19 protein-coding genes, 2 tRNA genes and 2 rRNA genes are annotated in these 23878 nt (G+C 34.9%); 4 read left to right on the top strand and 19 right to left on the bottom strand.

The genetic code is table 11. The features are described 5' to 3' along the window. The 6 genes from lon to NE544_RS03505 all read right to left on the bottom strand — a co-directional run bounded on the left by lon (position 1) and on the right by NE544_RS03505 (position 7263). On the bottom strand, positions 1-2307 hold the full coding sequence (gene lon / locus NE544_RS03530) for an endopeptidase La (protein WP_256268354.1): 2307 nt from the start codon (positions 2305-2307) through the stop codon (positions 1-3). 64 nt (positions 2308-2371) lie between these two features. Next, a complete protein-coding gene (tig, locus tag NE544_RS03525; RefSeq protein ID WP_256268353.1) occupies positions 2372-3649 on the bottom strand; it encodes a trigger factor in 1278 nt (425 codons plus the stop codon). Beyond that, a complete protein-coding gene (locus NE544_RS03520; protein WP_118114997.1) occupies positions 3642-4373 on the bottom strand; it encodes a DUF3196 family protein in 732 nt (243 codons plus the stop codon). The genes tig and NE544_RS03520 overlap by 8 nt, the downstream gene beginning before the upstream one ends. Positions 4374-4487: 114 nt before the next feature. Continuing rightward, on the bottom strand, positions 4488-5864 hold the full coding sequence (locus tag NE544_RS03515; RefSeq protein ID WP_256268352.1) for an MATE family efflux transporter: 1377 nt from the start codon (positions 5862-5864) through the stop codon (positions 4488-4490). A 1-nt stretch (position 5865) separates the two neighbouring features. Beyond that, positions 5866-6633: an InlB B-repeat-containing protein gene (locus NE544_RS03510; protein WP_256268351.1), complete on the bottom strand. Its 768-nt coding sequence runs from the start codon at positions 6631-6633 to the stop codon at positions 5866-5868. Positions 6634-6861: 228 nt separating this feature from the next. Further along, on the bottom strand, positions 6862-7263 hold the full coding sequence (locus NE544_RS03505) for a hypothetical protein (RefSeq protein ID WP_256268350.1): 402 nt from the start codon (positions 7261-7263) through the stop codon (positions 6862-6864). A gap of 383 nt (positions 7264-7646) precedes the next feature. Between NE544_RS03505 and NE544_RS03500 the strand changes: the two genes are divergently transcribed. After that, entirely contained in the window at positions 7647-8486 is an 840-nt protein-coding gene (locus NE544_RS03500) for a CPBP family intramembrane glutamic endopeptidase (protein WP_256268349.1), read from the top strand. 176 nt (positions 8487-8662) lie between these two features. On the opposite strand, the gene NE544_RS03495 is transcribed toward NE544_RS03500, so the two are convergent. The 4 genes from NE544_RS03495 to NE544_RS03480 all read right to left on the bottom strand — a co-directional run bounded on the left by NE544_RS03495 (position 8663) and on the right by NE544_RS03480 (position 12793). Then, positions 8663-8739, bottom strand: a tRNA-Arg gene (locus NE544_RS03495). Between the two features lie 54 nt (positions 8740-8793). Beyond that, positions 8794-10617 (bottom strand): ABC transporter ATP-binding protein, encoded by a 1824-nt coding sequence (locus tag NE544_RS03490; RefSeq protein WP_256268348.1) that lies wholly within the window; start codon positions 10615-10617, stop codon positions 8794-8796. After that, entirely contained in the window at positions 10607-12337 is a 1731-nt protein-coding gene (locus tag NE544_RS03485; protein ID WP_256268347.1) for an ABC transporter ATP-binding protein, read from the bottom strand. Before NE544_RS03485 ends, NE544_RS03490 begins: the two co-directional genes overlap by 11 nt. Before the next feature lie 30 nt (positions 12338-12367). Continuing rightward, entirely contained in the window at positions 12368-12793 is a 426-nt protein-coding gene (locus NE544_RS03480) for a MarR family winged helix-turn-helix transcriptional regulator (protein ID WP_256268346.1), read from the bottom strand. A 109-nt stretch (positions 12794-12902) separates the two neighbouring features. Between NE544_RS03480 and rlmD the strand changes: the two genes are divergently transcribed. Beyond that, positions 12903-14198: a 23S rRNA (uracil(1939)-C(5))-methyltransferase RlmD gene (gene rlmD / locus NE544_RS03475; RefSeq protein ID WP_256268345.1), complete on the top strand. Its 1296-nt coding sequence runs from the start codon at positions 12903-12905 to the stop codon at positions 14196-14198. Between the two features lie 14 nt (positions 14199-14212). Beyond that, positions 14213-14298 (top strand) — tRNA-Leu (locus tag NE544_RS03470). Positions 14299-14365: 67 nt separating this feature from the next. Here the strand turns inward: NE544_RS03470 and NE544_RS03465 are convergent. The 3 genes from NE544_RS03465 to NE544_RS03455 are packed head-to-tail and all read right to left on the bottom strand — an operon-like array spanning position 14366 to position 18166. Beyond that, positions 14366-14656, bottom strand: coding sequence for a septum formation initiator family protein (locus NE544_RS03465; RefSeq protein WP_117926585.1), 291 nt, complete (start codon positions 14654-14656; stop codon positions 14366-14368). Positions 14657-14709: 53 nt separating this feature from the next. Further along, positions 14710-16557, bottom strand: coding sequence for a tRNA uridine-5-carboxymethylaminomethyl(34) synthesis enzyme MnmG (gene mnmG, locus NE544_RS03460; protein ID WP_256268344.1), 1848 nt, complete (start codon positions 16555-16557; stop codon positions 14710-14712). A 1-nt stretch (position 16558) separates the two neighbouring features. Further along, positions 16559-18166 (bottom strand): oligosaccharide flippase family protein, encoded by a 1608-nt coding sequence (locus NE544_RS03455; protein ID WP_256268343.1) that lies wholly within the window; start codon positions 18164-18166, stop codon positions 16559-16561. A 100-nt stretch (positions 18167-18266) separates the two neighbouring features. On the opposite strand from NE544_RS03455, the gene NE544_RS03450 reads away from it, so the two are divergent. Continuing rightward, on the top strand, positions 18267-19763 hold the full coding sequence (locus NE544_RS03450) for an NAD(P)H-hydrate dehydratase (RefSeq protein ID WP_256268342.1): 1497 nt from the start codon (positions 18267-18269) through the stop codon (positions 19761-19763). On the opposite strand, the gene NE544_RS03445 is transcribed toward NE544_RS03450, so the two are convergent. The 6 genes from NE544_RS03445 to NE544_RS03420 form a co-directional block, all read right to left on the bottom strand. Further along, positions 19760-20545 carry a nucleoside phosphorylase gene (locus NE544_RS03445; protein ID WP_256268341.1) on the bottom strand — a complete coding sequence of 262 codons (786 nt, stop codon included), beginning with the start codon at positions 20543-20545 and terminating at the stop codon, positions 19760-19762. The genes NE544_RS03450 and NE544_RS03445 overlap by 4 nt on opposite strands. 8 nt (positions 20546-20553) lie before the next feature. Then, positions 20554-20853 (bottom strand): hypothetical protein, encoded by a 300-nt coding sequence (locus NE544_RS03440; RefSeq protein WP_118115008.1) that lies wholly within the window; start codon positions 20851-20853, stop codon positions 20554-20556. Further along, positions 20853-21140 (bottom strand): hypothetical protein, encoded by a 288-nt coding sequence (locus NE544_RS03435; RefSeq protein WP_256268340.1) that lies wholly within the window; start codon positions 21138-21140, stop codon positions 20853-20855. The genes NE544_RS03440 and NE544_RS03435 overlap by 1 nt, the downstream gene beginning before the upstream one ends. A 9-nt stretch (positions 21141-21149) precedes the next feature. Next, positions 21150-22613, bottom strand: a complete 1464-nt coding sequence (locus NE544_RS03430; RefSeq protein ID WP_117572897.1) for a DUF1846 domain-containing protein — start codon at positions 22611-22613, stop codon at positions 21150-21152. A gap of 64 nt (positions 22614-22677) precedes the next feature. After that, positions 22678-22791 (bottom strand): 5S ribosomal RNA (gene rrf, locus NE544_RS03425). Between the two features lie 60 nt (positions 22792-22851). Continuing rightward, positions 22852-23878 (bottom strand): 23S ribosomal RNA (locus NE544_RS03420); the annotation flags it as partial.

The following is a 23878-nucleotide window of genomic DNA, read 5'->3' as shown; positions in this document are numbered from 1 at the left end:
CTATTTTACCAATGCGTTATGTAACACTTGAGATACATTTGAACAAGGAATAAAAGTAACTGCATCTTTTACTTCTTGAGGAACATCATCTAAGTCTTTTACATTTTCTTTTGGAATCAAGATCGTATCAATTCCAGAACGATGTGCTGCCAATGATTTCTCTTTCAATCCACCAATAGGAAGAACATTTCCTCTAAGTGTAACTTCACCAGTCATAGCTAAATTCGCCTTAACTGGAATATTAGAGAAACAAGATACCAATGCCGTTGTCATTGTAACACCAGCACTCGGTCCATCTTTAGGAACCGCACCTTCTGGTACGTGAATATGTACATCATTTTCTTCAAACAATTTAGGATCAATTTTGAATTCATTTGCATGCGTACGAACGTAGTCTAGCGCAATACTAGCACTTTCCTTCATGACATCACCTAATTGTCCAGTAAGAACAAGTCTTCCTTTACCTGTAAAGCGAGTTGCCTCGATTTGAAGGATATCCCCACCAAAACTTGTATAGGCAAGTCCTGTTACAGTTCCAACTTGATCTTTCTTTTCTTTTTTACCATAATCAACTTTTTCATTACCCAACCACTCATGAATTAATTTTTTAGTCAATTTAATGCTACGTTTGTTGTTTTTTAAGATAGCAAGTACTGTTTTACGGCAAATTGTCGCAATTGTACGCTCTAAAGAACGAACTCCAGCTTCACGAGTATAGTAACGAATTAAATATAGTAACATATCATCATCAATTTTTAACTGAGACGCTTTTAAACCATTTAATTCTATTTGTTTAGGAACTAAGTGATCCTTTGCAATATGAACCTTTTCTGCATCTGTATAGCTTGATAATTCGATAATTTCCAAACGATCTCTTAATGCAGGTGGAATATTTTCTAAATAGTTTGCCGTCGCGATAAACAACACTTTTGATAAGTCATAAGGCTCTTCAATATAGTGATCTGAGAATACTGAATTTTGTTCAGGATCCAATACTTCAAGCATTGCACTTGATGGATCTCCCTTATAATCACTTGCCATTTTATCAATTTCATCAATCAAGAACACAGGATTCGTAACGCCTGCCTTTTTCATACCTTGAATGATACGACCAGGTAAAGCTCCTAAATATGTTCTTCTGTGACCACGAATCTCTGCTTCATCGCGAACACCACCAAGTGACATTTTCACAAATTTACGATCTAAAGCTCTCGCAACACTTTTTGCCAAAGACGTTTTACCAACTCCTGGAGGACCTACCAAACAAATAATTGGTGCATTCAATGAATTTGTCATTTGTTTAACAGCCAAATACTCTAGAATACGTTCTTTTACTTTTTCTAGACCATAGTGATCTGCGTTTAAAATAGCTTCAGCTTCATTTAAATCTTCATTGTCCTTCGTTTCTTGCCACCAAGGAAGATCCATTAACCAATCAATATAAGATTTAATGACACCTGTTTCTCCACTTGCCATAGGTAGCATTTCATAACGACTCACTTCATCCGATACCTTTTTCTTAATGTAGTCTGGGTATGGATTTTCAGCTAAACGCTTACGAATCTTAGCTGCATCTTCATCTTGGGCAACTGTATCCCCTAATTCTTCACGAATGACATTCATCTTTTCACGAAGATAGTAATCTTTTTGTCCTTGATCAATTCTTTCTTTGACAGTTTCGTTGATTTGTTGTTCAACTTCACTCATCTTTTTCTCTTTAGCCATATCTTGAAGCAACATCATTAGACGATCATTTACCCCTAATGTTTCAAGATACTGTTGTTTTCTTTCAATATCCAAAGGCAATCCTTGAACAGCTTTATCACTTAAGAATTCACCGCCCATACCCTTTGAAATTTCCATAACAATTTCTTTAGTCACAAAACGATCTTGACCTTGCATACGATCAAGTTCATCTGCGATCATACGAATCAAAGCTTCTTCTTCAACAGCGTCCTGTTTTTCACTTTCAAGAATTTCAACTTCGGCTAAATCACTTAGGCTTCCATTGATCCAATTGTTTAGCTTAACACGCTTAATTCCACGAAACTTTACACGTAAAAAGTTATCAAAACGACGAATATGACGAACTTCACATAAAGTTCCTACAGGATATATATCTTCTTTTCCAGGATTTTCTTGTTCAAGTTCTTTTTGAGAAAATAAACAAATCTTTTTATCATAATTATCCTGTGCATTTTCAACAGCATGTACAGAAGTATCCCTTCCTACATCAATCACAATTTCTTGATTTGGATATAAGACAACTCCTCTTGTACAAACTAAAGGATAGGTATTTAATTCCATACAAAAACCTCCTTATATTAAATATGGAAAAAGACGCTAAGCGTCTTTTTTCTTTAACATTATACTACTTTACAGAAGTTTTAATGAAGTCTAATGCTTTTTGATTTGCTAAATCTGCTTTAATACTTTCTGGAGAAATCAATGATTTGATTTTTTCTACTTCCATGTTATACATTTCAGACATTGTAGTAAATTCTTTTTCTACATCTTCATCACTAGCTTCAATGCTTTCAGCTTTAACGATAGCTTCTAATACTAACTGAGTTTTAACACGAGCAGCAGCTTCTGGACTCATTTGAGCACGGATTGCTTCTTCAGTTTGGTGAGTTGCTTCTAAGAATTGTTTAGCAGTGAATCCAGATTGTTGCATACGACCTTCGAATTCTTTGTACATACGATCAACTTCAGCATCGATCATTACTGCAGGGATTTCAACATTAGCGTTGTCACAAACTTTTCCTAACAATTCATTTGTGAAATTTTCTTCAGCTTCTCTTTCTTTTTGAGCAGTTAAATCAGTTTTTACTTTTTCTTTGTAAGCATCTATTGTTTCAACATTTTCAATTTTTAATTTTTTGATTAATTCATCATTTAATTCAGGAAGATCTTTATATTTTACTTCGTGAACTGTGCAGTGGAAAGTTGCAGGTTGACCAGCAAGTTCAGCTGCTTGGTAGTTTTCAGGGAAAGTAACTTCAACGTCTTTTTCTTCACCTTTCTTAACTCCAACTAATTGTTCTTCAAAACCTGGAATGAATGATCCTGAACCAAGTTCTAATGGATAGTTTTCTCCAGATCCGCCTTCAAATGCTACACCATCTTTTGTTCCAACAAAATCGATAACTACTTGATCACCTAATTGAGCAGCATCGTCATCTTCACGAACAACCCAGTCAGCATAACGATCTTGAACACGTTTAACTTCGTTTTCAACATCTTCTTCTGTAACTTCTACATCCGCTTTTTTGATATCTAATCCTTTGTATTCACCTAAAGTTACTTCAGGAAGTACTGTACATGTAAATACTAATACGGCTTTTTCATCATCAGCTTCTTTAACATCTAAAGTAGGACGAGCTACTAAATCGATGTTGTGTTCTTTGATTCCTTCTGATAATGCTTCATTAGCTACTTCTTCACTAGCCATATCATATAATGCTTTTGAAGAAAGTTGTTTTTTAACTAAAGCATCAGGAATTTGTCCTTGACGGAATCCTTTCAAATTCATGTGAGATTTAGCATAGTTTAATGCTTTTTTCTGTGCTTTTTTCCAAGCTTCACCTTCTACTGTTACTTCTAATTCACCAGTAGAATTTTCTTTCAAAGTCCAAGTACTAGTCATTGTTTTCTCCTCGCTTTTCAATGGATAACTCAATATCCTCAATTCTTTCAAGACCTTGTTTTTTGACAAAACCAGGCCATTCATCGGATTTCTGCATTGCATCATACACAAGTCTACAAATACCTTTCGCAAGTTGGTAAGGATCTTTGTCTTCTTGATCGAATGGTCTTTCATATAAAACTAACTGCATCAAAAGTGACATACAAAATTGAATCATAGTAGGATCCTCATTTGTAAACCAACTTTCGAATAATGAGCTAGCCTCATTGATTGACTGATCTTGCTCCATAGGTAAAATAGCACTTGGTATAAACGTAATGTTCAACCCGGATTTTATCAAATCAAACGGATCATCAATTTTCTGCTCCATTAAAGCTTCAATCAATGTACCCTTATATTCATCAGGTAAATCTGAATCTAGTAATTCCTGAACTTCATCATGACACATTCTTAAATTCATGTTTTCTAAAATAGAAATCGCATAGATTTTTTGTTCTAGAGTACCATGAACATAATCCTGTAACTTGCTGAAATCCATACTCTTACTCTTTTGTTCCAAATAAGGTTTACATTCTGACTTATAATATTCCAATAACTCCAATGCATCCTCTGGAACATAAGGCATGTTCAGTTCCTGACAAATCAATTCGTACGCCTGGGCATAACTTTTTTCATCTATCTCTTTTTTTATTTCTTCGATTAAAGAATGATAATATGCGTTCACTTATACCTCCATGCGAAACATTAATATTCTACCATAAACATCGGTAATAATCAATTCTACGTGCTTTTAAAATACAGAATCAAAAGAATGTCAACACGAAAAAAACTCTCCAATTTATAGAGAGTTTACTTTTATCCTTTTTTCTAATTCATTTAACTTCTTGAATTCAGCTAAAATACAAATAACAGAAACTACGAAAGCGACAAAATCCGCAATGGGAGCCGCGTATAAGATTCCATTCAATCCAAAAAATTTAGGCAAGATCAAAACAAGTGGAATCAAGAACAACACCTGTCTTGTCATAGACAAAAACATTCCTAAATATGCTTTTTTAATAGATGCAAAGAAGCTAGACGATAACATCTGTACTCCATCAATACATACTAGCATTAGATAGATTCGCATAAACATTGTCGCAAATTCAAAATAGTTCGCATCCCCTGATCCAAATATAGATAATACAGTACTTGTGCAGAATTGAAATAAAGCCCAGCCAATAAATGAAACAACCAAATTTGCACTGATCGCAAGCTTGAACGTCTTTTTAACACGCTCATATTTTTGGGCTCCATAATTAAATCCAATGATTGGCTGCATTCCTTGTGAAATACCAATGATGATAGCTAATAATATCGCATTGGTTTTCATCACAATGCCACAAGCAGCTAAAGGAATATCACTACCAAACTTAGTAAATTGCCCATAATACGTCAATGAGTTATTTAAAACGATTTGCACAAACAAAATCGCAATCTGATTTAATGAAGCACTCATTCCAATGGTTGCCATTTCCTTTGTATCCTTCAAAGAAATACGTAAACTCTTTTTATTAAATTCAATATGTTGAAAACTCTTAATATACCAGGCGGCAATAAAAAACGAAATCACTTGACCAGCTACTGTGGCAATGGCAGCTCCAGCGACACCCATATGAAATACAAAAATAAACAAAGGATCTAATATTGTATTCACAATAGCTCCCGCAACCATACATGTCATCGAATAGTTTGGTGATCCATCTGCACGAATCAAGTTACTAATCACATTTGTCGTAATCAAAAACGGAACACCCAAAGTTGTAATTCGTGTATATTCAAGTGCCAAAGGCATAATTGTACTTGTAGCCCCGAACGATTTTAATAGTGGTTCAAGAAATACAAGTACTAAGACAACATAGATTACTGAGCAAAGTAAAGACATACTAATACTATTCCCAGCAATACTACTTGATCGTTCTGGCTTCTTTTCACCTAGATATAAACTAAATAAACTTGCTGAACCAATCCCAATCAACAATGCAATCGCAAGCGCAATTGTTGTTAATGGAAACGCCACATTAGTTGCAGCATTTCCTAAAAAACCAACACCTTGACCGATAAAGATTTGATCTACAATGTTGTATAGTGACGATACAAGCATTGAGATAATACTTGGTATCGCAAACTTTTTTAATAATGATGACTCTTTTTCATACCCTAATGGATTTTGCATACTAATCAAATTCCCTCTTTCTAAACTGCGCAATTAAATGCTTATTTCCCATTGAATGCTCACGAATCACATTCAACTCATTTCCTCTTTCATCAAACCAACCCACAAATTCACAACCTGGCTTTGTAGCCGGCAATAAATGAATCGTATCCGAAAAATACGTATATGACTTTGGATTTCTTCGACTACTTAGTCCACCATTTAAATCATACACAATCTTATATTGACTTACTTGCCAATGAGCATATAAAGTACAAGACTCATGAATGGGTTCATCCAAGTTATAACGCCAACGATAATCACAATCCCAGAACCATCCATCAAAGGTATATCCAACTCGAACTGGCGGCTTTAAATCCCCCAATAAACCATGTTCATCCGTACATACATCCATATAATTAGCTCCACCACACGTTTCAAAGTGGACAACTGGACACTCTTTATAAATAGCTGTCAATATAACAGGTTCATGAATGCCTGCTGGTACACTCGTTATAATTTCACCATTCAACTGCCAACCTACAAACATAACACCCTTCTTAAATGCCGGATACAACAACAATTCTTCTGATTCAATACATGTATATCTCGGATTACGACGCGACATAACTCCACCATCCACATCATATTCAATGGGATACCAAATAGGAATCCATTTATCATATAAAGTTACAGAATGAGGAAGAACACCACCTGGATTTAATCTTTTTGTACACTCTTTATCTATATACCAACCAACAAATTGGTAACCTTCTCTTTTCTCGCTCATCAAATATCACCTGCCCATTATTTTATCACAAATAAAAAAAACACCCAAGACTCCGTTAGTTAGACGGAGAGGAGTGTTTTCAGAACACATCTGCAAGTAGTAGTCTTGTAGTAGTTCTATTTATATCATAGTCCTTTTTACAAACCATTGTGTTAACACAAACACACAAAGACAGAAAACAAGAATAAATCAACTTTAACTACTTTTAGTATGGTAGTTCAATATGTTTTAATTCAAACTATTATTTTCAAGAGACATTCTTTTTAACTTTTTATCTATTTGTTTTGCGATTTTATAATCTTCTTCAAATTGAAGGTTATGTTGAACGACCGGATTTTTCGATATATATACATATACCTTACCTATATTTGATAATTCAATTTCAATACCTATATACACTTTTTTTAATTCAATAAAAATACTTGTATTAAACGTACTAATTAACACTCTATGCGAAAATAATGGTGATTTACCTTTATATCTAGCATGTTCATAAACTATTTGACTTCTAACAACATCACAAAATTTGTAAGTTCCTAAACTACCATCACAAATTGTGAATTCTTTATTCTTCTCATCAAAAAGAATGCTGTCATTTATTTTATTGATATACAATGTTGAGTTGCTCATTATTTCTTAACTCCTAAATTTTTTTACATAACATAAATTGTATCCATGCCTACCACTAATATTTTACTATTATCTTAGTCTTTCTACCATTTAAATATAAGACAGTAAAATTAATTTTCAGATTAAGGGCTTTGCTTACAAGAAGGTATCAACGAAAAAAAGTGCTAATAAAGCACATTTTCAAACAATAGTCTTGTAGTAGTTTTATGCATATAATAGCCCTTCTTACAAACCATAGTGTTAACACAAACACACAAAACAGATAAAATTTTCTATTGATAATTCAATCAACATGATTATAATGAAGTCTAAAAATAGATAAATCGGAATTTGCTAAGTTGGTAGCAATTTTTTGCAATAATGAAGGTAAAGGAGAGCATTTTATGAGTACAAGAAAGACGATAGGGGGGGCTTTGGGAGCTATCATTGTATTGATAGTAGCTCAAATATTAGCTCAGTTAGTGGCAAGTTTGTTTGTTTTGGTTAAAATTCCAGAAGGTATATGCAATATTATAGCAGGAATTATATATGTTGGATTAGCATTTGTTTTAATTGAATTATTTTCAAAAAGACTACTTAAAATAAAAATAGAAAATTTGGGAATGCCAAAATTTTCAATTAAAGCTAAATGGATTATTGTAGGTGTATTATTACCTGTGACAGTAATAGCGGTTTATCTTTTTTTCTTTTCTGGAAAGTACGTTTCTTCTGGAATGAATAGTAATCAGATTTTTTCAATACTGAGTGCTGGTATTGCTTTTACAGGCATAGCCGCTGGTTTTGTTGAAGAAATGGTTTTTCGAGGAGTTATTCTAAATCTGTTAAAAGAGAAATGGAATATTAAAGTAGCTGTATTAGTTCCATCAGTTTTATTTGGATTAGTACATATTATAGGAATGGATTTTTCCATTGTAAGTAACCTGTTGGTTCTTATTGCTGGAACAATGGTAGGAATAATGTTCTCAATGGTTGCTATTGAAAGTGGTTCTGTTTGGAACAGCGGAATTGTTCATTCACTTTGGAATATTTTAATTATTGGCGGCGGTTTATCGATAAGTGAAAAGGCAGATGAATATTCGGTTATGACATATGTACTTGATTCAAAAGACTTTGTTTTCACTGGTGGAGAATTTGGAATTGAATCATCAATTATTGCACTATTAGGTTATGTTATAGTTACTTTAGCAGCAATATGTATGATTAAGAAAAAAGCAAAATTGTAATAAGTATCAAAAAACAAATTCCAGTTTATTAAATCTTAACATCAATATTTTTGATTAAACCTTTTCAACAAAGAGACATAATGTTTCTTTGTTTTTTTATAAAGGTTTTCAAAAAGGTTTTCAAAACTATCTATAAACAGAAAAAAAGCCCTTATATAAGGACTTAATTTACAAAATGGCGTCGACGGAGGGATTCGAACCCCCGACCGTGCGCTTAGAAGGCGCATGCTCTATCCAGCTGAGCTACGTCGACAACGCATATATTCTATAACATAATCGAAATATATGCAAGCTTAAATTTAAATATTTAGTCTAACTCAAAAGCACCTGTATACAATTGATAGTATTTACCCTTTTGTTTCAACAAGTCTTCATGATTACCACGCTCAATAATATGACCTTGTTCTAACACCATGATCGCATCACTATTTTGGATAGTTGAAAGTCTGTGTGCAATCACAAATACCGTTCTTCCTTCCATCAACTTATCCATACCTTCCTGAACGATTCTTTCTGTATGTGTATCAATGGAACTTGTTGCTTCATCCAAAATCAAAACAGGAGGATTGGCAACGGCTGCACGTGCAATGGATAAAAGTTGTCTTTGTCCTTGAGACAAGGATTCTCCACCCGCATGAATCATTGTGTCATAACCATGTTCTAAGTGTTTAATAAATTCATGCGCATTCGCTAACTTACTTGCCGCAATACACTCTTCATCACTCGCATCTAAACGACCATAACGAATATTATCCATAATGGTACCGGTAAATAAGTTTGTATCCTGCAATACAATACCCAATGATTTTCTAAGATCTGCTTTCTTGATTAGTTTTACATCAATACCATCATACGTAATGGAACCCGATTGAATATCATAAAAACGATTGATTAGATTCGTGATTGTTGTTTTACCAGCACCTGTAGCTCCTACAAAGGCAATCTTTTGTCCTGGTTTCGCAAATAGAGAAACGTCAAATAAAATCTGTTTATCTGGATTATAAGAGAAGTTCACATTTTCAAAACGAACATCTCCACGTAGTGGAACCAATTCATCTTGTCCATCTTTTCTTGGATGATGCCAAGCCCAGTGATCATGATCAATTTGTTCTAAAGTCACGATACCATCATCCACTTCACTTTCTGTATCTATGATTTCATAAATACGCTTAGCACCTGCATCCGCCATAATCACTGCATTTAACTGCATACTAATTTGTCCGATTGGATTTGTGAAACTACGATTTAACTGTAAGAAAGCGGCAATGCCACCTAATGTTAATCCTGCAATATGATTTAGGGCAAAGATAGAACCAACTACCGCAACAAGTACATAAGAAATGTACCCAATATTCATTACGATTGGCATTAAAACATTCGCAAACGTATTCGCATTCGCACTCGCTTCAAATAACGCATCATTTACTTGATCAAAATCTTTGATACTTTGTTCTTCATGCGTAAAAACTTTAATGACTTTACTTCCTTCCATCATTTCTTCAATAAACCCATTTTCCACACCCAATTGTTTTTGTTGGGCAATAAAGTATTTACCTGATTTTGCCGAAATCTTTTTTGAAGTATACACCATCAATAAACCACATGCGATTGTTAAAACAGCCAATGGAACATTTAAGATGAACATGGAAATCGTAACTGAGATAATCGTCATTAAAGATACAATAACCTGAGGAATACTTTGAGAAATTAGCTGTCTTAAAGTATCCGTATCATTTGTATAAACAGACATGATATCCCCATGTGCATGTGTATCAAAGAAGCGCAATGGCAATGTCTGCATATGTTCAAATAATTCATCACGAATATGTTTTAAAGTACCCAATGAAATTGTTACCATTATACGATTAAATCCATACGTAGCTAAGATACCAACACCATAAATCATTACCAATTCCATTAATGCATTGAATAAAGGCATATAATTTGGAACTGTTTGCGATAATAATGGAACAATATAATCGTCAATCAAACTCTTTAAAAACATGCTTCCATATACATTGGCGATACTAGATACAATGATCAATACAAGCACAATAAAACTTTCAATCTTATAAGAAGTGATTGTTTCTTTAATAACTCGCTTTAAACTATTTGTATCTCTATTGTTCATCAAAATCACCTCCATTATTTTGTGCTTCAAACGTTTCTTTATACATCGCATTTGATTTTAATAATTCTTCATGCGTACCTAAACCAGAAATTTTTCCATCATCAATAACCAAAATTTGATCTGCATCCTGAATACTTGAAACGCGCTGCGAAATAATGATTCGAGTTGTATGTGGAATCTTCTCTAAGAAGGCCTGACGAATCAAAGCATCGGTTTTTGTATCCACGGCACTTGTAGAATCATCTAGAATCAAAATTTTAGGACTCTTTAGTATAGCTCTTGCGATACACAAACGCTGTCTTTGTCCACCCGAAACATTCGTACCACCTTGCTCAATATACGTATCATATTTATTAGGCATCAATTGAATGAATTCATCCGCCTGTGCTAATTTACAAGCTTCCATGATCTCTTCATCTGTCGCATTTGGATTTCCCCAACGCATATTCTCTTTGATTGTTCCCGAAAATAAAACATTCTTTTGTAGAACCATGGCCACATTATCACGCAATACTTTTAAATCATAATCACGAACATCCATTCCCGCTACTTTAACACTACCTTGTGTTACATCATATAGTCTTGGAATCAATTGTACTAAACTCGACTTACTAGATCCTGTTGCTCCTAAGATACCCAAAGTCGAGCCTGAAGGAATGTGCAAATCAATATGACTTAAAATATCTTCATCATTGCCATAATGAAATGAAACATCTTCAAAATCAATGGCTCCATTTTCTACAGTTTCGATACCATTTTCAGGACTTGTTAAATCGGATTCTTGATTTAATACTTCGGCAATACGTTTTCCACTCGCAATGGACATTGTCACCATGACAAAAATCATACTCATCATCATTAGAGACATTAAAATACTTGCAGTATATGTAAATAAAGACATTAATTCTCCAGTTGTCATATTTTGAGCCACAATTTGATGAGCTCCTAACCATGAAATTAAAAGAATCGTCGCATACATACAAAGTTGCATCACAGGAGAGTTAAACACCAAGATTTTTTCAGCTTTCCCTTGAATACTAAAAATAGTCTCACTTTCTTTACGGAATTTATCAATCTCATGATCCTTACGAACAAAAGATTTCACAACACGAATCCCTAAAATATTTTCTTGAATACTCGCGTTTAAAGTATCGTAACGAGAAAATAAACGGCTAAAAATAGGACTTACGATAAAAATGATTCCAAATAAAATAACACCTAAAATAAGTACGACAACCACATAAATCATAGCCATTTCTTTATTAATGATAAAAGCCATGATCAAAGATGCGATTAACATCAATGGTGCACGAACACAAACACGAATAATCATCTGATATGCATTCTGTATATTTGTCACATCCGTCATCATACGTGTGATTAATCCACTTGTTGAATAAGCGTCAATATTTGAAAAAGAAAAGTTTTGAATATTACGATACTCTGCCTTTCTTAAATTCTTCGCAAAACCACTCGATGCGATAGCCGCATGCTTTCCACTTTTAGCACCAGCCCATAAAGATACAAAGGCTGCCACCAACATTAAAGTCCCATAAAACCAAATTGAACCCATATTTCCTTTTTCAATACCATTATCCACTAATAATGCCATCAAAAATGGAATAAACACTTCAAGTATGGCTTCGATTGAAACATAAACCGGACTCAATAACGTATCCTTTTTATATTCTTTAACCTCATTCAATAAAGTCTTGACCATAATAAAACCTCCATTATTCTAAATCTTCAATTATTCTAAATTTTCAGCTAGCTCTTTTAAGATTTCTAACAATTGCACCTTCTTTTCTTCACCCAACACATTTCCAAATCTAGATTCCATTGTTTGAATCTGCTTCACGATATCTTCATGAAGATCCTGCTCTTTTTGTGTTAATACGATTGCACGAACTCTTTTATCCTTTTGATTCAATTTTCTTTCAATAAACCCCTTCTGTTCCAAGCGATTTAAAATCCCTGTAACTGTTGGATTCGAAATATGAAAATGCTCTTCAATATCTCTTTGAATGACTGGATCCTTATCCGTAAAATGTAGATATCCTAAGACGTCTTGTTGAGATTTAGTTAAATCATATTTTTTTAAACCTTCATTCATATGTTTGTCCATTTTTTTTTTAATCAAACCAAAATAAAAACCAATCTCATTATTGTCACACATTTTTCTCACCTCATTTCATAGCACGCTATACATTTACATAGTACGCTATATATATTACTATAATAATTCCATTTGTCAATTCTTGTTTTTTTAGATATCATAAATGTGTATGAAAAAAAATGAAGAATATATAGTAACGTGTATCGATGATACAGATTTAAATAGTGGTGTTGTTAAAATTGACGATATGGTTGTCTTTGTGCCAAACTTATTGATTGGTGAAAAGGCAAAAATTAAAATTGTTAAGGTCAACAAAAAATATGCTTTTGGTATTATTACTCAACTTTTAGAGCCAAGTATAAATCGCCAAGAACTTACTTGTGAAGTTGCTAAAACATGTGGTGGGTGCCAACTTCAACACATGAAGTATGCTTATCAATTAGACTATAAATATAAACATGTCAAAAAATTATTTGAAGATATTGAAGTCAAGCCAATACTAGGTATGGATAATCCTTGGTACTATCGTAACAAAGCACAGTTTCCGGTTAAAATCAAAGATGGTAAAGTCCAAATGGGTTTTTATCGTCAACATTCAAATGACGTTGTGACATGTAAAGAATGCAAAATTCAAGATTTTACAATCAATGAAATCTTTGGCTTCATTCAAAAACATATCACAATTGAAATGGCAGAAGGCTTACGCCACATCTTTATCCGCCACTCAAGTACAGATGAAATTCAAGTGGTATTTATTGGTAAAAATGAAAAGAATATTTTGTCTTTGTCTAAACTATTAAAAAACACATTCTCAAACATCACAAGTATTGTATTTAACTACAACACACGAAATGACAACGTGATCTTAGGTGATACATATAAAGTCTTATATGGAAATGACTACATCATTGAAAAATGTTTGGGTAACAAAGTGAAACTGCACTTTAAATCCTTCTTCCAGGTCAACCCTATACAGATGGAAGTTTTGTACAATCAAGCCATTAAAGCCGCTAATCTTTCTGGAAACGAAACATGCATTGATATGTATGCAGGCACAGGTACCATCGGTATGGCTGTCAGTAAACATGCAAAAAGCGTGATTGGTGTTGAAATCGTTAAAGAAGCCGTTGATAATGCCAACGACAATACTAAAATGAATTACCTTGATCATTGCCACTATGTTTGTCAGGATGCCACAGATTTTGCGCATGATCATAAAGATGATAAAATTGATGTCGTCTTTATTGATCCACCAAGAAAAGGAATGACAGAAAATGGTATTAAAGACACAATAACCATGCAACCTGATAAAATCGTATATGTTTCTTGTAATCCTAAAACGTTATCACGAGATCTAAAAATTTTTAAAAATTATGGATACCAATGCGAATACGTTCAACCTGTAGACATGTTTTGTCAAACAACCGGACTTGAATGTGTTGCCAAGCTTGTTAAAATAGTGTAATATTTTAACAATATGAGGCCGTGGTGGAATCGGTAGACACGCTACTTTGAGGGGGTAGTGAGTAATGCTCGTGTGCGTTCAAATCGCATCGGCCTCACCATATAGACATCAAAAGTGCTTATGCACTTTTTTATTTTGCATAAAAAAACTAGGCCACAATAGCCTAGTTAGTCTTTACTTGGAAATTTAAATACTTGCTCCCCCTCTTTTGTCACTAAGTATTTTCCACGTGCAATATATTCAACATAATCTGGATTTGTCAGATTCTGTTTTGCCTTCTCCAATTCTTTCTTTTTAGAAGACAATTCTTTTTTTTCTTTTTCCTTTTGAACAATACTCGACTTTAACTCATGCGTCATTGACAATTGCTGCAAACCACCCATGATTAAAAAGCCAGACATAACCAGCATTGCGATATACACAAAGAAATGTTGAACTTTTTTTCGTTTTCCCTTCATATTTTTATCCCCTTTTTACTATAGCATATAATAGAAAACGATTTCAATGTAAATTATTTCACACGCATAGCTAAAATCGCAATATCACTAGGATTTATACCAGAAATACGACTTGCTTGTCCTAATGTTAAAGGCTTGATAGCCGTTAATTTTTGTCTTGCCTCCAAAGATAAATTATCCATATTTTCATAATCCAAATCAGTTGGAAGCTTCATTTTTTCCATCTGTTGTAAATGTTTCGCATCGCGCTTTGCCTTGGCAATATAACCAGCATACTTTGTTTGGATCTCAATCTGCTCATTGATTTGAGTTTCATAATCCAATCCCGTATATTTTGCCAAGCCCTTAACTGTAATTTTTGGACGTTTAATTAAATCCAATGCACTACATCCATGTGCCAATGGATCAAAGCCTAAGCTATCAAGATATTCATTGACCTCACCATTCGGTTTAATATGTGCATTTGAAAGTTCTTCTCGAGCAGCCTCAATATCATCCATCTTCTTTTTATATGCATCATATCTTTCTTGTGAAACCAAACCAATTTCATAGCCTTTTTCAAGCAATCTTTGATCCGCATTGTCATGACGTAGCAACAATCTATATTCCGCTCTTGAAGTTAATAAACGATAAGGTTCCTTTGTTCCTTTTGTACATAAATCATCTAACATGACACCAATATAAGCTTCATCACGACGAAGAACAAATGGTTCTTTACCATCCACTTTCAATGCCGCATTCGCCCCAGCCATCAATCCTTGACCAGCCGCTTCTTCATATCCGCTCGTACCATTGACCTGTCCTGCCGTAAATAAATTCTCAACAATTTTATTTTCCATATTCGGCTTCATCTGAAGTGGATCAATCGCATCATATTCAATCGCATACGCATATTTTTCAATCACACAATTTTCAAGTCCCGGCAAAGAATGAACCATCTTTTCCTGTACATCAATAGGCATTGATGTTGAGAATCCTTGAATGTAAATTGTATCTAATTCTTTAGATTCAGGCTCTAAGAAAAGCTGATGTCTTTCTTTATCCGCAAAACGAACCAATTTATCTTCAATACTTGGACAATAACGAGGACCTACCCCTTTTACTAACCCAGAATACATTGCAGAATCATGCAAATGTGTATGAATGATTTCATGCGTTTCTGGCTGTGTATAAATTAAATGGCAAATCTCTTGTTTTTCAAAAGGCAATACATCCTCTTGTTTTGTTGTTTCACTAAAGCGCAAAAATTGATTTGTCCCTGGTTGTGGTTCTGTCTTTGAAAAATCAATTGTATCCATTTTAATACGAGGTGGTGTCCCCGTCTTTAAACGGAAAGTTTTAATTCCAGCCTCACGCAATGATTCTGACAACGTATTAACCGTCCTTTGATCTTCTGGACCAGAAACAGTGGAAGTATGTCCTCTTAAAACATTACTTGTCATATAAGTACCTGTTGTCAAAACAACCGTCTTACTTTCAATAAATGTTCCATCTTCTAACTCAACACCACAGGCTTTTCCATCCTTGATTACAACAATTTTACATGCTGCCTCAATAATATCTAAATTATCCTGTTCTTCTAATGCTTTTTTCATAAAACGTTTATAAGCAATCTTATCGCTTTGAACACGCAAACTCCAAACTCCAGGTCCTTTTGTCGTATTCAACATCTTAAACTGTAAAGCCGTTTTATCTGCCGCAACAGGCATCATACCACCCAAGGCATCAATTTCACGAACTACAATTCCTTTTGCCGGTCCTCCTACACTAGGATTACATGGCATCGAACCAATCATATCTTTACTTAACGTTACGATAGCCGTTTTTTTATTCATTCGACTCGCCGCCAAACAAGCCTCAATTCCGGCATGTCCAGCTCCAACAACTACTACATCATACATTTTATACACCCGATTTCTTTCTTAGTTGAAAGTGAAAAATACTTTGTGGAACTTTTAAATACAAAGTAACTACCACATATACAATTACACCTAATAAACCATTTAAACACATCTTGAACAAACATGAAAGTTTTGATCCTTCAACACCATACAATCCAACTTTAGATAGAAGTATTGAAGTAATCCATAACGCGAACAATCCAATCAAAATACGCACTACAATAATTGAAGTTTTACGATATGAAATGTTGTATACATCTTGAATCTCTTTTAAATTTTTATAAATGATATATCCTGTACCAATAAAGCTTGAAATAACAGCACCCGCGATCCCCATGATCCATACAAATGGAATCAAAAGAACTCCTTTGATCAATACACCAATCGCAAGATTTTTTAATACATTTTTTCTTAATTCCAAAGAAACCATTAAATTCGTAACTAACGGAGCTAATGTAGATAAGAAACCTTCCAAAGCCATCCATTGTACAACGAATGTACACAATTCTAAGTTTTCGGAATAATATAACGTGTAATTCAATGGTCCTGCATACGCAAAAATACAAAACGATACAGGAATAGCTACATATAAAACTACGTTGATACTATCCAACACATTTTTCTTAACTAACTTATAATTTTTCTTTGACAAAGCCTCTGAAATATGCGGAATTATCGCTGTCGCAAAACCAGGACCCAAAATCATTGGGATCGCATTTAATTTACCTGCCACATAGTTTGATGCAGAAATGACAGTCGTTGTATCTTTGGCATTATAATGCATCTTTAATCCTGTAGGAAGTAAGAAACCATTAAATACCTGGTCAATATTTCCTAAAATTGCGACTACTAAATAAGGAATGGCTAGGATAAGAATTTCTCTGAAGATTTTCTTAGCTGAATGAGAACGTGTCGTTTGTCTTTGTGCCATTTCATCCACTACACATTGGTGTTTACGATCAAAATACGCAAATTGAACAATTGCCGCAATCGTTGCCACTGAAGTTGACATAACCGCCGCATATAATGCATACTTTTTATCCCAGCCAAACGCATAGACTACAAGGCATGCTGCACTTAGTAAAAAGGCAACACGGAATACTTGTTCAAAAGCTTGTGAAAAAGCATATTCTTCCATTTCTTTTAAGCCTTGATAATATCCTCTAAATGCAGATAATACAGGAACAAGAAAAATCGCTAGAGATAATATTTTTAAACAGTTTGCCATGATATCCGCATTCTTGGCGACCATAGCTGGCGCAATTACATTCGATAAAGTAAATAAGAGGATCATTCCAACAAATCCCGTTAAACCTAAAATTGCAAAAGCAATTTTCTTTACTAAAATAACACTTTTCGCATCTTCTAAAGCAATATAACGAGCTACAAGTGTGGCCACCGCAAAAGGGACTCCCGACTGAAAGATCGTCAATAAATACGCATATATATTATAAGATTGTGCATATACAGACTGATACGCTTCCGATTGAAGTATATATGAAAATGGAATTGTATAAGCCAATCCAATTAGTTTTGATACAAATAGACCGCCTGTTCCGATCAGGCCGCCAACAATAATCGACTTTTTGGCCGCTGAAGATTTCGACATAAAATAAATACCCCCAATTTCATAATTATAACATACATCCTTAAAAGTATTATGATTTTTTATATATTAAGAGTATAGTAAAGATAAGGAGTGTGAGATTATGTATCCAGCCTATATACATACGCAAACTACGGCTCGAAACATTGATCATGCAGCCATCAAAACATACCAGATTCCAAGTTTGATTTTGATGGAACATGCAGCTTTAAAATCAGCCGAAATTATTGAACAAATCACAAATACAAACCAATCTATCTGCATTCTTTGCGGTCCTGGAAATAATGGTGCCGATGGATTAGCAATCGCAAGACTTCTACAGCCTAAATATGCAAATCTATATGTTGTGGTTCCAGAAATTAAAAAAATGTCAGAGGATGAAAAAATTCAATTTCAAATGATACAAAATCTAAAGATTCCATTCAGCCAAAATCTTCCTAATGTCACTTATGACATTTATATTGATTGCCTTTTTGGCAATGGATTATCTAGAGATATTACCGGATTTTATAAAACTATGATTCAAACCGTTAACACATCTCATTCAACCATTATCAGTATTGATATGCCTAGTGGCATTGATTCCACTATGGGAAATGTTCTTGGATGCGCCATTCATGCAGATTATACGATTAGTTTAGATTGCTACAAACAAGGACAATGGTTAAATGAAGGAAAAAATCATTGTGGCAAATTATATCTCGTAGATATCGGAATCCCTCAAATACTTCATCAAAAATGCATGGACAAAATTAAAGTTCTAAATGAAGAGGATATCCATCTACCAAATCGCCCATTGAATGCACATAAGTCAACTTTTGGAAAAGCCCTAATGATTGGCGGAAGTCAAAACATGCATGGTGCAATCCATATGGCAAGTCTTAGTGCTTATAAAAGTGGTATTGGAACTCTTACTTTGATGGTTCCTGAATGTATTTCTAATGTTCTCGCAATCAAATCCGATTTTTATATGCTTCTTCAATGTGCCGATCGCAATGGTATATTTAGTTCTAAAGCCATTGATTTGTTGAAACAAAATATTAACAATTATTCAATTATTTCAATTGGAAATGGCATGCAAAAAAACAACATTACTGTCGCTTTAGTTGAACAAGCTTTAAAAAGTGACAAAAAAATAGTACTTGATGCCGATGCATTATGGGCTACACAAAAGAATATTGAATTATTAAAACGGAGTGAAACCACAATTTTAACTCCGCATATTAAAGAAATGTCCGATTTAACAGGTATCCATGTTTCAACCATTTTATCAAACCCATTCGAAGTGGCTCGCGGCTTTTCAAAAGAATATCCAAGCTGTGTACTAATACTAAAATCAAGTCAAACCTATATTGCCCATCAAGGCAATGTCTATGTTTTAGATGCACAAAATGCAGGTCTGGCAAAAGGCGGCAGTGGTGATATTTTATGTGGTATTGTCGTTGCGATGCTTGGACAGTGCAAAGATAGTTTACAAGCGGCTCTATGTGCTGCCTATATCCATTCGCAAAGTGCCAAACTTGATATAGATTCAGCAAGTTTCATGCCAGAAGATATTATCAACAATATTCCAAACACATTAAAAAGGCTGAGATCCTAGTGATTCTCAGCCTCATCTTTTTGTATCAAATTTTTCAGTGTTAAAACAGCACATTTCATTAATGGTTTTAAATCATGATTTTGAATATTTGATAATCCTGCTTTTTCTCTTTCCTGATTCGCTAAACATAAAAACATAGCTCCACTACGAACATGACGAGTTTGTCCTACAATAAACACAGTACTTGATTCCATTTCCGAAGCCAGACAATCCAGTCTGCAATACGCATCCCATTTGTTTTGCAACTCTTGATAAACTGGCATTGTTTCCGGTGCATGCTGACCAAAAAAAGAATCCTTACTTTGAACAACACCTACATGATAAGGAAGATTAAGTTTTTTTGCACTTTCGACTTGCACATTTAAAACTTCAAAATGAGGAACAGCTGGAAATTCAATAGGTGCATATTCACGTGTTGTACCTTCTTGACGAATGGCACCACTTGCAATTACAATATCTCCACCTTGAACATCAAGACGCATACCACCACATGTACCTACACGTAAAAATGTATGACACCCTAGTTGAATAAGCTCTTCCATTGCGATTGCAGTGCTAGCTCCACCAATACCCGTTGAAACCACGCTGCATAATACTCCATTAATATATCCTGAATATGTAACATATTCACGATTGTCCGCAACAAAATATGCATCATCTAAATAAGATGCGATATCCTTTACTCTTTTGGGATCTCCCGTTAAAATAACATAATTTCCAACACCATTTTCCTCTAATTGAGTATGATATTGTTTATTTGAACCTTCTGTGTAATCAATCATAATATATCCTAGAAAGATTGGAATTGTAAATAGTAGACATTTGGATGAAACATTGTCGTATTAAAGCTATAAGCCTGACAATCATCATTTTCTCCATCCCAGTCATTATTCAATTTTGATAATAAATCATCGATTTCATCTTCACTCAAATCACTTGTCGCATAAAACTCCATACAACCAGCTAAACTCGGCTGTAGACGACTTGGAGAATAAGACATCTTTGAACAAATTTCATTCAATGCATTTTGAACAACTTCAACAACAGCATCATCTTCTTTGTCAACAACCACATGCAATCTTATCTTCATTATGCATTCACCTTATCTACTACATAATTACATAATTTTTTTAAGTTTGTATCATTAGACAAAGTGATAACTTTACCCAAACTTAAATTCAATGCTGCAATAACGGGTTCACCATTATCCATCAATACATTTAAAGTACCCGTAGTATTTTCGTAATATACATCAAACAAATAACTTTGTTTTCCATTTTCTTCTTTCTTTTCTCTTAAATCAAAATGGAAAGCATCCTTATTTTTTAAAATAATACGAACAGCTCCTGCTCCAGAGCTAGGAATTGATTTTGCCATAGAAACCTCCTACTTTTTATTAGCATCATATGTAAGCATAATGCCTAAATTCGCATAAATGCTTAAATCTACATCCGCAACATCACAAGTCACATGAGCCTGCATACCTTTTAATTTTGGTAACATAGCTAATGCTTTCTTTGCATCTTCACTATGCAAAGCAGAAACAGATAGCGCAATTAAAATTTCATTTGAATGAAGTCTTGGATTTACCGAACCAAGATATTCTGTTTTTAAGTTTTGGATAGGTAAAATAGCTTCTGGTGAAATTAAAACTTTCTTTTTATCAATTCCTGCAAGATGTTTTAATACATTCATTAAAACAGCTGAACAAGCACCCATTAAATTCGTTGTTTTTCCTGTAATAATTGTTCCATCATCCAATTCAATAGCCCCAGAGAAAGAATGAGTTTGTTCTTCTTTTTTACGTGCAGCCACAACACAAGGACGATCTAATTCTGTAATACCCGCTTTGTTCATAACAACTTCTTGTTTTTGAACTTCTTCATATGAACATAGTTCATGCGCATATCTTGTTTTACTTACAAAATAACGACGAATGATTTCCTGGTTACTTGCATTACAACATGCTTCATCATCACTAATACATAAACCCGCCATATTTACACCCATATCTGTTGGACTTTGATAAGGACTTGAACCATATATTTCTTCAAAAATGTTCTTTAGGACAGGAAAAATCTCAATGTCACGATTATAGTTAACTGTTACTTCATTGTAAGCCTGTAAATGGAATGGGTCAATCATATTTACATCTGCCAAATCTGCAGTTGCAGCTTCATAAGCCAAATTTACAGGATGATTCAAAGGTAAATTCCAAATAGGGAAAGTTTCATATTTTGCGTATCCTGCCTTAATGCCATGTTTATGTTCATGATATAACTGTGATAAACAAGTAGCCATTTTACCGCTACCAGGACCTGGAGCCGTTACAACAACTAAAGGTCTTGTTGTCTTAACATAATCATTCTTTCCAAATCCAGAATCCGAAATGATTTTTTTAGTATCTGTTGGATATCCTTCAATAAAGTAGTGGAAATATACGTCAATTTTTCTACGTTTCAAACGAGCTTTAAATAAATCAACTGCTTTTTGACGATTATATTGTGTCACAACAACACTTCCAACATATAATCCTCTTTGTGTAAATTCATTGATCAAACGCAAAACATCTTCTTGATATGTAATTTGTAAATCTGAACGAGTTTTATTTTGTTCAATATCATTAGCATTAATAACAATGACAATTTCAGCATCATCTTTTAACTGCATCAACATTTGTAATTTTGAATCTGGCGAAAATCCAGGTAATACACGAGAAGCATGATTATCATCAAATAATTTTCCACCAAACTCCAAATATAATTTATCTCCAAATTGAGAAATTCTTTCTTTAATATGCTCTGACTGCATTTCTAAATATTTTTGATTATTAAATCCAATTTTTTTCATAATTTCAATCTCCATACAACTCATGATTTTACAATAAAACTACAAAAAAGGCAAAAAAAAAAGGACCCGGCAGCTAGCTATCTTCGCAGGGGCAAGCCCAACTATTGTCGCCGTGAAAGTGCTTAACTTCTGAGTTCGGGATGAGTTCAGGTGTGTCCACTTTGCTATCGCCACCGGATCTTGAGTTCTCTTTCGATCCCTCAAAACCGAACAACTATTCTGAAGAAATTCCATATTCCTGATTAAGTCCTCGACCGATTAGTACCAGTCAACTCCGTACATCACTGCACTTCCATCCCTGGCCTATCTACCTTATCGTCTTTAAGGGGTCTTACTTCTTGCGAATGGGAGATCTCATCTTGGAGTAGGCTTCGTGCTTAGATGCTTTCAGCGCTTATCCTTTCCCTACTTAGCTACCCGGCTATGCCCCTGGCGGAACAACCGGTGCACCAGCGGTAGGTCCATCCCGGTCCTCTCGTACTGAGGACAGCTCTCCGCAGATCTCCTTCGCCCACAACAGATAGGGACCGAACTGTCTCACGACGTTCTGAACCCAGCTCGCGTACCGCTTTAATGGGCGGACAGCCCAACCCTTGGAACCGAATCCAGCTCCAGGATGCGATGAGCCGACATCGAGGTGCCAAACCTCGCCGTCGATGTGAACTCTTGGGCGAGATCAGCCTGTTATCCCCAGGGTAGCTTTTATCCGTTGAGCGACGGCCCTTCCATTCGGCACCGCCGGATCACTATTCCCGACTTTCGTCCCTGTTCGACTTGTCTGTCTCACAGTCAAGCACGCTTCTGCAATTGCACTCGACGATTGGTTTCCATCCAATCTGAGCGTACCTTTGGGCGCCTCCGTTACTCTTTGGGAGGCGACCGCCCCAGTCAAACTGCCCACCTGACACTCTCCCCGTACCTGTTCTCGATACCAGGTTAGAACCCCGGTCACACAAGAGTGGTATCCCAACGTCGACTCCTCGTACACTGGCGTGCACGTCTCTTTGTCTCCCACCTATCCTGTACATGTATGACCAGAATTCAATATCAGGCTGCAGTAAAGCTCCATGGGGTCTTTCCGTCTAGTTGCGGGTAACCTGCATTTTCACAGGTACTAAGATTTCACCGAGTCTGCTGCCGAGACAGCGCCCAAATCGTTACACCTTTCGTGCGGGTCAGAACTTACCTGACAAGGAATTTCGCTACCTTAGGACCGTTATAGTTACGGCCGCCGTTCACTGGGGCTTCGGATCACTGCTTCAGAT

It is taken from the genome of Holdemanella sp. MSK.7.32, from assembly GCF_024460475.1.
GTDB lineage: Bacteria > Bacillota_I > Bacilli_A > Erysipelotrichales > Erysipelotrichaceae > Holdemanella.
This window is presented reverse-complemented; position numbering and strand designations above follow the sequence as displayed.